The sequence below is a fragment of the Nostoc sp. FACHB-888 genome (genome assembly GCF_014696655.1).
Taxonomy (GTDB): domain Bacteria; phylum Cyanobacteriota; class Cyanobacteriia; order Cyanobacteriales; family Nostocaceae; genus Nostoc.
The window spans coordinates 1-12,090 of record NZ_JACJQM010000136.1 but is presented as its reverse complement, the minus strand read 5'-3'; the positions used below and the strand labels follow the sequence as shown (position 1 = coordinate 12,090).

General features: G+C 42.4%; 15 protein-coding genes and 1 pseudogene. 11 read left to right on the top strand and 5 right to left on the bottom strand.

Annotated elements, in window-relative coordinates:
- Positions 1 to 254 precede the first annotated feature (254 nt).
- Positions 255 to 854: a TetR/AcrR family transcriptional regulator gene (locus H6G26_RS33425; RefSeq protein WP_190735265.1), complete on the bottom strand. Its 600-nt coding sequence runs from the start codon at positions 852 to 854 to the stop codon at positions 255 to 257.
- 96 nt (positions 855 to 950) lie between these two features.
- Here H6G26_RS33425 and H6G26_RS33420 point away from each other — a divergent pair, with 96 nt between their 5' ends.
- The 8 genes and pseudogenes from H6G26_RS33420 to H6G26_RS33380 all read left to right on the top strand — a co-directional run.
- A complete protein-coding gene (locus tag H6G26_RS33420) occupies positions 951 to 1,247 on the top strand; it encodes a hypothetical protein (RefSeq protein ID WP_190735263.1) in 297 nt (98 codons plus the stop codon).
- A gap of 95 nt (positions 1,248 to 1,342) precedes the next feature.
- On the top strand, positions 1,343 to 2,101 hold the full coding sequence (locus tag H6G26_RS33415; protein WP_190735261.1) for an SDR family oxidoreductase: 759 nt from the start codon (positions 1,343 to 1,345) through the stop codon (positions 2,099 to 2,101).
- A 56-nt stretch (positions 2,102 to 2,157) separates the two neighbouring features.
- Complete coding sequence (locus tag H6G26_RS33410) at positions 2,158 to 2,883, top strand: SDR family oxidoreductase (RefSeq protein WP_190735259.1); 726 nt, start codon at positions 2,158 to 2,160, stop codon at positions 2,881 to 2,883.
- A gap of 33 nt (positions 2,884 to 2,916) precedes the next feature.
- Positions 2,917 to 3,378, top strand: coding sequence for a nuclear transport factor 2 family protein (locus H6G26_RS33405; protein WP_190735257.1), 462 nt, complete (start codon positions 2,917 to 2,919; stop codon positions 3,376 to 3,378).
- A gap of 172 nt (positions 3,379 to 3,550) precedes the next feature.
- Entirely contained in the window at positions 3,551 to 4,009 is a 459-nt protein-coding gene (locus H6G26_RS33400; protein ID WP_199327203.1) for a VOC family protein, read from the top strand.
- 118 nt (positions 4,010 to 4,127) lie between these two features.
- Positions 4,128 to 5,006 (top strand): aldo/keto reductase, encoded by an 879-nt coding sequence (locus H6G26_RS33395; protein WP_190735255.1) that lies wholly within the window; start codon positions 4,128 to 4,130, stop codon positions 5,004 to 5,006.
- A gap of 53 nt (positions 5,007 to 5,059) precedes the next feature.
- Entirely contained in the window at positions 5,060 to 5,935 is an 876-nt protein-coding gene (locus tag H6G26_RS33390; RefSeq protein ID WP_190735253.1) for an SDR family oxidoreductase, read from the top strand.
- Positions 5,936 to 6,551: 616 nt separating this feature from the next.
- A pseudogene (locus tag H6G26_RS33380) lies at positions 6,552 to 6,758 on the top strand (DUF2811 domain-containing protein); the annotation flags it as partial.
- Positions 6,759 to 6,794: 36 nt separating this feature from the next.
- Here H6G26_RS33380 and H6G26_RS33375 read toward each other — a convergent pair.
- Entirely contained in the window at positions 6,795 to 7,931 is a 1,137-nt protein-coding gene (locus H6G26_RS33375) for a ParB/RepB/Spo0J family partition protein (protein WP_190735249.1), read from the bottom strand.
- A 2-nt stretch (positions 7,932 to 7,933) separates the two neighbouring features.
- Positions 7,934 to 8,746: a ParA family protein gene (locus H6G26_RS33370; protein ID WP_094333474.1), complete on the bottom strand. Its 813-nt coding sequence runs from the start codon at positions 8,744 to 8,746 to the stop codon at positions 7,934 to 7,936.
- Between the two features lie 270 nt (positions 8,747 to 9,016).
- On the opposite strand from H6G26_RS33370, the gene H6G26_RS33365 reads away from it, so the two are divergent.
- Positions 9,017 to 9,208 (top strand): hypothetical protein, encoded by a 192-nt coding sequence (locus H6G26_RS33365; RefSeq protein ID WP_190735247.1) that lies wholly within the window; start codon positions 9,017 to 9,019, stop codon positions 9,206 to 9,208.
- A gap of 291 nt (positions 9,209 to 9,499) precedes the next feature.
- Here the strand turns inward: H6G26_RS33365 and H6G26_RS33360 are convergent, their stop codons facing one another.
- Together H6G26_RS33360 and H6G26_RS41915 are read right to left on the bottom strand one after the other, a co-directional pair.
- On the bottom strand, positions 9,500 to 9,886 hold the full coding sequence (locus tag H6G26_RS33360; protein WP_190735245.1) for a sigma-70 domain-containing protein: 387 nt from the start codon (positions 9,884 to 9,886) through the stop codon (positions 9,500 to 9,502).
- A gap of 163 nt (positions 9,887 to 10,049) precedes the next feature.
- Positions 10,050 to 10,238, bottom strand: coding sequence for a sigma factor (locus H6G26_RS41915; RefSeq protein ID WP_199327202.1), 189 nt, complete (start codon positions 10,236 to 10,238; stop codon positions 10,050 to 10,052).
- Positions 10,239 to 10,805: 567 nt separating this feature from the next.
- On the opposite strand from H6G26_RS41915, the gene H6G26_RS33345 reads away from it, so the two are divergent.
- Both H6G26_RS33345 and H6G26_RS33340 read left to right on the top strand, forming a co-directional pair.
- Positions 10,806 to 11,765 carry a hypothetical protein gene (locus H6G26_RS33345; protein WP_190735241.1) on the top strand — a complete coding sequence of 320 codons (960 nt, stop codon included), beginning with the start codon at positions 10,806 to 10,808 and terminating at the stop codon, positions 11,763 to 11,765.
- Between the two features lie 10 nt (positions 11,766 to 11,775).
- Positions 11,776 to 12,069: a hypothetical protein gene (locus H6G26_RS33340; RefSeq protein ID WP_242054044.1), complete on the top strand. Its 294-nt coding sequence runs from the start codon at positions 11,776 to 11,778 to the stop codon at positions 12,067 to 12,069.
- Positions 12,070 to 12,090: the final 21 nt, after the last annotated feature.

Below are 12,090 nucleotides of genomic sequence, written 5' to 3'. Positions count from 1 at the left end.
CCTCCTCCCCCTACCCTCAATGCGATTATCATTCTTATTTAAATGTTTTGAGTATTTTAACTGATTGACAAAAGGTACTTTGTCCTAACCTCTCACCGATGGTCTCCGAGTGTGTTGCTCAAAATGGGTATAGCTTGTAGAAAGAGTAGTTCAGCTTCACTGTACCGTCTTTGCCAACGGTAGAAGGATGCCAGATTATTGAAGGCTATTGCCATATTTGGATCAGCATTGCTGAGATGCTTCTTAAGAAGCATCTAAAATTCAGTGAGCTTGATGACTTTCAGCGCCCATAGAGGTAATTGCTCTGCAAACTGCCGATCCAGGGGTAAGTGTCCTACCAAAAGCCGAAAATAAATCGGTCCGTAGAGAATGTCGATCACTAGCTCTGGATCGAGGTTCGGATTGAATTCGCCACTCTCGATACCCTTTTGAAGGATGGCTTTAACCGCAGCACGACGGGGATAGATAAAGCGATCGCGGTAACTGGCTAGGGCATCTGGATCTGCCTGTCCCTCTGCAATAATTTGCGCCACGATTCGACCATAGTCCCCTGAAAATGTCTGCACCAGAGAAGCCATTTGCACTTTGATTGCTTCAGTTGCTGATAAATCTTCTGGGAAAGGCGTGACAGATAGCACATTTTCTACGAAGGCATCCATAACCACCGCTACTTTACTAGACCACCAACGGTAAATCGTCGTTTTGCCTACACCCGACTCACGGGCGATCGCCTCAATGGACAAGTCTCTGAGGGTTGTTGTTTTGAGCAACGTCCAGGTTGCGTTCAAAATTGCCGCCCTCGATTCTTCTGAGCGGGGCCGTCCAATCTGTTTGGTATCAGAGGTTTTAGGCATTTTTCAAATTAGTACTTGACATCTGGTTTTTATTATAATACGATACGTATCATAAATAAAGATACGCAACGGCGCGAAACTAAAAGGAGACGGGTGATGCGAGGCATCTATTCTGAAGCATTTCATCCAGAACAAACAGAGTGTCGAACCATTGCAACTGCTAGGCAAATTGCCCCTCGCACTCAACCGCCCTGTTACAAGATGTTCTTGCTGACTTGGCTTGCCATTTATCCCTTGATTACAGGCATTTATCTGCTATTTGGCAATTTCTTAAGTGCTTTGCCGTTGTTGCTTCGCACCCTGTTACTGACTGGAGTTCTAGTTTATCTAATGACGTATCTCGTCATGCCGCATCTGACAAAGACATTCCATAAATGGCTGTTTAAGCCCTAAACGAAATTAATCTAACTAGCAATACGCTCCCCAAAGTTCATGCCAATGGCATTTAGAAGTAAACCATCTAATTTCAAATATTGAGGAGATTAACAATGACTACGTTATCTGGAAAAGTCGCGCTCGTTACAGGTGGAACATCAGGGATTGGTAAAGCAACTGCGATCGCACTGGCTCAAGCTGGGGCAAAAGTGGTAGTTGCAGGTCGTCGGCAAGCTGAAGGTGAGGAAACGATTCGTGAAATCCAAACAGTAGGCGGTGAAGGCTTTTTCGTCACAACTGATATTTCTCAAGAAACTGATGTGCAAACACTAATTGAGAAAGTCATAGCAAATTATGGGCGACTCGATATTGCATTTAACAATGCTGGAGTTGAGCAAGACCCTACACCACTAACAGAACAAACTGAAGCAACCTATGATCGCATCATGGATATCAATGTCAAAGGCGTATGGTTGTCCTTGAAACATGAGATTCCAGCGATGTTGAAAAATGGCGGTGGGGCAATTGTTAATACTAGTTCGATTATGGGCTTGGTCGGTGGTGCAACAGTACCGATTTATAACGCTAGTAAACACGCAGTGGAAGGATTAACGAAATCCGTGGCCCTGGAATACGCCAAATCAGGAATTCGTGTAAATGCGGTAAGTCCGGGACCAATTCAAACAGTAATGTTTGATCGCTTTGCCGAAGCCAATCCCCAAGCAGGCGAATATTTTAAAACAGCAACTCCGATGGGTCGCATTGGCCAAGTAGAGGAAGTAGTGAATGCAGTTTTGTGGCTAGCTTCTGAAGCTGCTTCATATATTACTGGACAATCGCTCACGATTGATGGTGGTTATGTTGCACAGTAATCGATGATTGACATCGCTGAATTAATTCTCGTGAATCTGTATGGAGATATTGAATTATGGCAGAATCTTTAATCAATCAAAGCATTGTAATTATTGGTGGAAGTTCTGGAATTGGACTAGCGGTTGCCAAGCTGGTTGCTCAACAAGGTGCCAAAGTTACAATCGCCAGCCGCTCAAAAGAACGTTTGGGAAAAGCTGCAAAAGATATTGAAGCTGATGTTCAGATTGGTATGATTGATACGCTGGATGAAAGCTCAGTCAAAGAGTTTTTTGCTTCTTTCGACCAGATCGATCATCTGCTTTGCTTTGCTGGCGATAGTATGGGTGGTGGTGTTCTCAATAGCGACATTGCAACGGCGCAAAATGCAATGCAAAGTAAGTTTTGGGGACAGTTCTATGTTGGTCGCTATGGGGGGACTAAAATCAAACCAACTGGATCGCTGACCTTTACGGCTGGTTCTGGGCCACGCCCCCATCAAGCGATCGCAACTGTCGCTGCTAATGCTGGCGTGAGCTTATTAGCCGAATCCCTAGCCAAAGAAATAGCGCCTGTGCGTGTCAATGTCGTTGCACCCTACTATACCGATACACCCATGTGGTCAGGGATAGCAGCGGACAGTCGTCAGGAATTGTTTGAGCGGGTGGCAAAGCAGTTGCCCATTGGCTTTATTGCCAAACCGGAAGATGTTGCACCAACTTATTTACATATTTTACAAAGCACGTATCTGACTGGAATTACCATTCCTGTAAATGGTGGTGCCCTACTACAAACAATTGAATAAGTCAACTAATTTAGTTTTATCAGGTATACCACAATGACTACGCTGACTACTGTTACAGACCAACCCGGACCGAATGTAGAGCCTCGCCAACAAATCCAACAGCTTACCCAACAGTGGGTGAAGCTCTGGAGTCCTAAAGACAAAGCCTTCTCCAAAGGCTTTGAGCAAATCTTTGCTACAGGTGAGAACGAAATTTTGGTGTTTGATAATTTCGATGGCTCGGTCGTTGTTCTCCACAGTTTGCAGGAGTATTTGAATACTTGGATACCTGTGATGCAGCAGTTCACCTTTTGGGAGATTGCGATTGAGGACAATTTAGAGATTTCCATCAGTGGCGATCTAGCCGTTACAACCTTTTCCTTCGCTGGTGGCGGACAAAGTCAAGACGGACAGGATTACAAACTGCGTCAGCATGGCACTCATGTTTGGAAACGTATAAACGGTCAATGGCGACTCGTTCACGAGCATTTAACAGTAGGAGATACACCTCAATAACAGTGCGAGCGCATCGATCACTTTTGTGCTTTCACAGTATGGATAACAACAAATTTAGGCGTTGCTGATTGGGATGTTTTTTGCCTCACACAGAGAATAAGAGTTTAAGAGATTGAATTCTAAATCTTCATCCTCATATTCAGCAACATCCAAATCTAATAAGGTAATGAATATGACTCGAGTAAATCAACTCACTCCAAATCCGACTCCCAACAGTTTCAGTTCTATGCAAATCGATCACGTTTGCTTGAATGTGCCGAACTACTCAGAAACGCTTCAGTGGTATCAGGAAAAGCTCGATGCCACAATCACACAAGAATGGAATGTTGATGTCTTTCCCGATCTCAAACTGGCTTACTTGGACGTATATGGCTTTCGGATCGAAATCGTTGGCAGTACTCAATCCCTGGCTGGAATGCCAACAGCTCAAAGCTTTGGAGAAGGGTTACGCACCAGTGGTATTGGTCACTTCTGTTTTCGGGTGGATAATGTCGATGCGGTTTTAGCAGAACTTAATCGCCGGGGTGTACCAACCTTTGTACCTCTTGGTAGCTATCCCGATGCGGGGGTTCGCCTCTGTTTTATTCAAGATAACAATGGCAACCTCATCGAGTTTGTCACCCCGTTGTAATACTAATTCGTAATTCGTAATTCCGAAAGTTCTACATAATCTGGGTTTGGGCGTTTGATTTTGTTGCCGGACTTTAAGGAATTGGTACAAAAGAGAACCAACAATTGAGGCAAAAATAATGAATAGGGCTACATCGGTTTCTACTACATTTGCGATTGGTGGTGATTTACTGGTTAACCGAATGGGTTATGGTGCAATGCGGCTGACCGGACAACCTGGTAACTTTGGCCCTTATGCTGACTGGGAAGCTGGGCAAAACCTGCTTCGCCGTGCTGTTGAACTGGGTGTAAACTTTATTGATACTGCCCAAGCCTATGGGCCTGGTTTCAACGAAGAACTAATTGCCTCAGCTTTGTATCCGTATCCATCCAATCTAGCGATCGCTACCAAAGGTGGAATTGACAAACCTACACCAGATAATATCCTTACCAACGGTAGCCCCGAAAATCTGCGGCGTGGTTGTGAGGCAAGTTTGCAACGGTTGAAAGTTGATCGCATTGACCTGTATCAACTGCATCGCCCCGACCCGAATGTGCCGTTTGCCGAATCAGTGGCAGCACTTGCCGAACTCCAGCGCCAAGGCAAAATTCGCCATATTGGCTTGTCAAATGTGACACTGGCCCAGTTAGAAGCAGCCCAAAAAATTGTGCCGATCGCTTCTGTGCAAAATCGCTTCAGCATTCGCGATCACACCCATGCTGATGTTCTCAACTATTGCACACAACACGACATTGCCTTTATTCCCTACGGGTCGCTCGACGCGCATCCTCTCAAGCGCGGCGCACCCCTAGCCAATGCAGGTGGAAGTTTGCGAGAAATCGGCGTGAGGCATGGTGTGAAGCCCAATCAAATTGCCTTGGCGTGGTTGCTACATCATGCACCTAACATCATTTTGATTCCAGGTACAACTACCATCAGCCATCTAGAAGAAAACATTGCCGCTGCTTCTATTAAGTTGACTAATGACGAGATGCAAGCTGCAAGTGAGTTTTTGTAAATAGACAAATACCAAGCACAATTGTGGAATTAACAAAGGAAATAAGACCAATCATGAGTACTCAGCCCACCATTCTTGTTCTCGGTGCAACAGGCAAAGTCGGTGCAAAAATCGCACAGATTTTAGCCCAATCAGGTGATGTCAAAGTCGTTGCAGGAGTGCGTTCTCCTAACAAGATCAAAACACTCGAAGCCATTGGTATCGAAATTCGACATCTGGATCTTGATCGCCAGGAAACCCTCGCACCTGCCCTAGCAGGAATTGATCGCGCCTTGCTCCTGACGGGTTACACCGTGGATATGCTCAAGCAAAGCAAAGCCTTTCTCGACACTGCCAAACAAACTGGCGTTGAACACATCGTTCATATTGGAGCATCTGGCGCACCGACTAACGAAGTTGCTCACTGGGGTTGGCATCAGTTCATTGAAAAATACATTGAAGCACTGGGATTTAGCTTTACACACTTGCGTCCAGAGGCTTTTATGCAAAACCTTCTGAGCTTTGGCTGGCTCAACAAAGGCGTTTTGACCAATTACATTGCCAATGCTCGGTGGAGTTGGGTAAGTTGTGATGATGTGGCACTAGTTGCCGCAGTAACCTTACGTTGTCATCAGGAACATCGAGGGCAGATTTATCCCCTTGGCTATGAAGCCGCGACAATGCCAGAGATTGCTAAGGAGCTAACGGAGATTATTGGCAAGCCGTTTCAAGTAGATAACCACTCGCCAGAGGAATTTTTAGAAACGGTGTTAAAGGCAGGCGGCGATCCTGCTTACATGCAATGTATCTACCATCAATTGAAACTGAACATCGCCAATGCCATTCCTGAAGCTGATGCAACCTTTGATAATTTTGAACAGATTACAGGACAAAAGCCAACGACTTGGCAATCGCTAATTCAACAAGAGCGATCGTCCTTTATATACTAGCCGCCTTCAAGGGAAATGGTTGTTGTCGGTTGTTTGACCAGTCAGCTGTAAATAATAGAGGGGAACAGTGGCCCGGCTATTTTCGCCGAGCCTTAAAGCAAAAATTCCCAATCCAACACCACAGACGAAAATTAGCAGCGAGACGATGTTACCACCAGCGATCGCTTCCATATTCAGCCACTTTTTTCTATCGGCTTCTGTCTCTAAAATGCTGTTGTTGTTTTTCGTTTCAACAAAGCAACTTTAATGGCACACCAGATTTAGCAGTTGATGGTAATACTGAGGTACCTATTCCACTTTTGGGCTAAAACGTGTAATGCAGTAGGCATCACCGTGTCAGAAAAAGAAAATTGTACGTTAAGAAAAATTTGGAGCTACGACCGAGCAGAGTTGTTGCGCGATATTGGCATCGAAAAGGCACTCTAAAACTGGCTTTCAGGTAGAAAGTAAGAAACACCGCCATCAAGCTTCTTAAATCAAACTTCAAGTTGTATCTCTATATGATAAGATATCACCCCAGATATAGCTGACTGAATTAAAATATTGCTATATGAAGCTTTCAGCGTTAGCTAACAATTTTCCCGTTTCGGCATGGTGATGCCTGCGTCACCTCTAGCTTGTTGTCTTTACTACTCTTCTCGAAACGCTACATCAATCTCTCAACACCTACTTAGAAAAACATCCTGATTGGGATGAACATCGCCTTATTACCACAGCTATCTCTTTGTTTCTACTGCAAAATACTGATTGTGTAGGCATCGCCAGCCGCAGGCATCGCGGTGTTTCCCAAGTTTATCTCCAAACTCTGTTTCGTTGTGGCTAATGTTATTCCCTAGAAGACACGAATACCGACCGATCTTTAATTTTGTTTTAGTACTTTTTCAATTTCTACTAATTTGTGACGTAAGACTTCCTGTAATTCTATTAATTCAGCAGGGTTAGCTTGCTTGAGCAACTCTAAAGAGAGTTGTTGCAAACGACTAGATGCTTGGGATACTGCTTTTTCCTTCGTATTTTTGGTTACTGCTAGCTCGGACTCAGATGCTATTACTTCAGCTACTAATTTTCGAGTAGCAACAACAGACAACTTTTCTACTATTACTTTGTGCGTGGTCTCTTCCCTAATAGATTTTGCTTTTTGTTCAGTCGATCCCAAATTTTTTGCGGAAAGTTTTTGTAGAGCCATTGCATGAACACCTTTAAGTCCTGCTCTTATGGCAAGTTTTAGGTCTTCTGCTAAAGATAGCATCGGAAAAATATTGGCATCGATAGAAGCAGGATTTAGCTGTAAATCTAACAGTAGACTTAAGATTGCTCGTTCTGAGTCGCTTAAATCTAAAGATTCTAGTTCTTTTTCTTGTTTTTTTGCATCTGCTGTTATTAAATCCACCAGCGATGTTATACGTTTTTGACTATTCAAACGTCGAACTACTGTTGAAAGAATACGCGGAATATCTTGAAGTTCTAATCCAGTAATTGTAGACAATTCACGCGCGATCGCCTCGGCTTTATCCAAAGGATTAAGGTCTTCTCGATGTAGAGAAGTTAGTAGTGCTTTACGATGTAAACCAGTTGGTTCTGGAATAATAACTGCTGACAAGGTTTGCCAACCTAAAGCTTTAGCACTGCGCCATCGTCGCTCTCCGTCAAAAATTAATAAATGATTCTCCCTTTGAATCAAAATAACTGGTTGTAACTGTCCATCACTAGTTAAAGAGCGAGACATAGATTCAAGACTTTCAGGTAAAAATGTTTGTCTAGGTTGTTCTATATTTGGCTCTATTTGCTCGATAGGAATTGACAAAATGCCTATTTGTGACTGAAGTTGTGTTCGCAACTCTTCCAGTTGTCTTTCCAACTCGCCAGAATTTTTGTCACGAAGTTCTTCAATCTCTGCTCTTAATTGCTGTATTTCTTCCTCTGCTTCAGATAATTGCTGAGATTGCTTCGCACCTGAAAAATAATTTGTAAGATTAGGAGTGTTACGAGCGCACATAATTATTTTGTCTTTTTATTTGTCTTAGGTTTTCCAATTAAAGTCACAATATGAGAAGTAGTTTCTTTAAAATCATCTTTAGCAGGATGACTAGGACGGTAAAGATGCAATGGTAAACCTTGACCACTGGCATTGACAAATTCTGCGCTATCCCGGATTGCCGGAAATGCTCGAATCTTCATCTGTTGCAACTGTTCAGGCAATCCTGCTAGCATCTGTCTATGAGTACTTCTGCGAACATCATATTGATTGGGAACAAATCCTAAAATTTCTGGAGTTGGGTTTAAACGTAAGTGTTTGCAATGATAGTAGTACCATTCCAATAAATGTGCTGCACCTTGAATTGATTTGGGTTCTAGCTGTACGGGGATAATAATATGTGTACAAGCGGCTAGAGCCATTAAAGGTAAAGGACCAAGGGTTGCAGGGCAATCAAAAATAACTACGTCCTGTGCTAGTGGATAATCTGTTAAACAGTCGGCTAAAAGGTAGGCTCCTCTTTTGTGTAGGACAAGTTCATCTGCTGTTTGGGTTAATACCATTCCCCCTTGACATACGACAACATTATTCGTGTATTGGCTCCAGCAAGGAGTTAATGGCCAAACACCGTCAAATTGATCTTTGAGAACTCCTGCTAAAGTCTGTTCTGGTTCTGGTGGATTCAAACCACAGAATAACGTTAATGAGCCTTGTGGATCTAAGTCTAGTAGGGCTACATTGTACTTGCGTTTTGCTAAGTCGTAAGCTAAATGAACTGAAAGTGTAGTCTTACCACTGCCTCCAGCATTGCTAATTACAGCTAGTCGAATTTGCATGGCTTCGCTTTAAGTGCTATTTCCGAATCATATATTGTGACGCTGAGATCATATATCAATATATGATCCAACTAATTACTTGTCTTTTTTATTGTGTCTTCCATTCAAGATAGTTTATTAAAGAAGGTTTTACGGCAGACATCATGAAATCTAGCAAACTCCACCCAAACAACAATCAAAGCTCAAACACCCAAGTTCAAAACTAAAACAGACCCCTGATGCTAATCAGTTAGAGGCAGAGTTTCTAAATGTAACTGATGGCCAATAGAGTTGACCCGAAATGCACAGGAGGCGATTAACATTATTCTTCGCAACGAGCGCAGTGCTGCTCATGAGTCAGCACAGTCGCCCAAAGCGCAGCAAGCTTCTAAACACCGTGTTGAAAACTCAGAATATTTCAAGCGGTTTCAGTATGTGGGATTTATAAACTGCAACAAACCAGCGAGGCGAATTATATTTTGAGTACAAGAACTGCAACAGGAATACTTTGCAAATTTATAAGTGAACCTGTAGTTGGAGAAAATAATGGGCGACCTTCAATCATCTAGATTAAGGTTAAGTACCCCAACTGTGAGCAAACAGAGATTAGACTGCAAGCAAGGGAAGTACTTTCAACAAGAGCGATACCTTCATCTTGGACATAAACAGTTTTCAACTAGCCAAATAATCTTTAATCTGGTCTTGCTCACGCCGTAAAGTTTTCATTCCCTGTCCATGAGCAGAGCGTATCTTGGAATGACTAAGATTGAGTATTTATGCAACCTGTTTTGCAGTTAGCTTCCCCTCGCCCTCCAGTCCAAACTGTAATATTAAGACAAGACGTTGATTTGGCTTCAAGGTAGCTAATAAATCCTGCAAGTCTGACCTGAGATATTCTAGAGTAACGTACTCTTGAGTTGAAATTCTTTCGTCGGGTAATATCTCTTGCAGTTGAGTTTCTCGCTCTTCGCCAATTCCTAACTCTAAAGAAACTAGCGGACGAAATGCGTTTAGGCATTCGGAAACTTGTTTAGGTGATGCATCAAAATAATTCGTAATTCGTAATTTGTAATTCGTAATTTTTACCCCAAGACTGTTCACGCAGCGTTCCGTAGGAAAGTCGCCTGCTATGAAAAAAGGAGTTACGTTTTTTATCTCCATCAATGAATTGAGTTGCTCAGTTCATTAATTACGAATTACGAATTAGTAATTATTTGGTCATGGGGTAGGCGAATAGTGTGAGATTGTTCTGCAACTGATCTGGTAATTGCTTGCCCAATCCACGCCTTTTGCATAAGTAGAGAATTTATAGCCCCGATTCGGCTCAAATTTTTCTACCGCATGAAAGTAAACCTATTGCTCCCTCTTGAATCAGATCCAAAAACTCTAGGTTACTCCAACGATATTTTTTAGCAACTGCAACCACTAAGCGGAGGTTGGCAGTAATCATTAAATATTTAGCCAGTTGCCCTTGTTCAAGGATTTGGGTTAATTCTGCTTTTGTCTTATTCACCTCGGCAGAGAGTTCAGACCCATTTGGAGAACGCTTTAATCATTGCATAAGAAGATTTTTTTGCTGCTCAAGTACCAGTATAGACCTTACAAGTCTTGCATAGAAAATTTCTTGCTCAAGTAATAGCCTATCAATGCGACCAATTTCTCGTAGGTAAATTCCAAGTGTATCAGAGCCAAAGCTCGCCATCTTGCGTTGCGTAAAGCTAATTTAGACCTTGACAGTAGAGTATAAATCAAAGAGTTGACAACGATCTAAATTAATTTTTGCTGCGTTGATAGAAAAGATTTCAAAAATTCTTGGCAGGGGCTATATGGGGGCTATGTGTACCCCAATAATAGTTCAGTACTTCGGTGACATTTTGACCCATATATAGGGTATATATAGGTGCTAAATGGGGTATATTTGACTGGTTGACATTTTGTGCCCCATTTAGCCCCCAAGGGGTTATGATTAGCTCTTGAGGCTGGAGAAAAAGGGTGAAGTTATTTTATTCTTCTTTCTCTTGCTCTTGCAGATCGCTTGAACAGATAATTTTCACAACTTATTGTGTATTACTTGGAGCCTATGTCAAACATTCACACGTTACAAAAAATTTTTCCTGCGGGTTTCGATAACGGTTATGGAAGTCTTAAACTTTTAGTCGATGGCTTTGAAGTAGTTCGTGTCCCCAGCTATATAACCAATGCCGAGATGGAAGATGTTCCAGGGCGTGTAGTTTTTAATGGCACTGCTTACACAGTTGGAGAGTCAGCTTACCGTACAGGAAATTATTTTGACCGCAACACAGACAATAATGAAAATAAAGTCAATAATGCGTTGTTGACTTTATTGGGTGCATTGGCACATCTACCACACCGTAAGGCTTGGCACTTAAAATTAGTCGTCAGTTTACATGATGTTGCTCTGGCACCAGAACTACAAAAAGTACTCAATGGAGAATATCAGCCAATACTTGCTGGCAAACAATCAGACGTAAAAGTAGAAGTGCTAAAAGTTGTACTAGAGGGTATGGGTGCATTGTTTGGGCATCCACTACCCAAAAAATTAACCATTTTAGACTTTGGCAATGGTACGACTCTGTATTCTCGTTACAATCGGGGTCAGCGAGAAGTTCACACTGCCTACCCCATCGGTGTAGAAGTTCTCATCGATGATATCTCCCAAAAGATGAAACATTTAAATGGCGGAAAAATCGGAGATCCATCCAAAATCCGATTTTGTTTAGAAATGGGGCATACCCGATACAGCCGTGACATCGATATCAAAGATGTATACAGTACAAGTTTAAAAGATTGGTATCAAAAATACTTGAAGAAAGTGGTGAATCTGACACTTGATGCCAAGCACCAGGGGGATGAAATCTGGGCGATTGGTGGAGGCTGCCTTTTACCAGGGTTCAAGAAGCTTTTAGAGAAAAACGGCTTCAAAATCCTGGACAATCCGGTGGAAGCCAATGTCTCTGGGCTTTTAGAGATGGCAAAAACTATTAGCAGCAAAAATCTAACGGGCACATCTCTTAAGTGAAGTTATAACAATGGCAGATAAAAAAGACTTAGCACCGGAAAAAGTTCGCCTTAAAGATAATTACCGAGAGCGCATATTTGCAGAATCGCAAAAACTAGATAAAAGTTACCTGGACACCCTTTACTTTATCGTTGATTGCTATTTTGTTTTCATCAAGGCTGGATTACCTGCACAACTTTTATCTTCCCCACCGATTAATACTGAAGATAACCAACTCACTTCTTCAGGGCGGCCGCATCATGTCAATAAGACTAGACTATTCTCAATAGACGTAAAAATAATCTCGTTAAACCCTGCTTATTGACAAAGATTTTAGCGATCACTT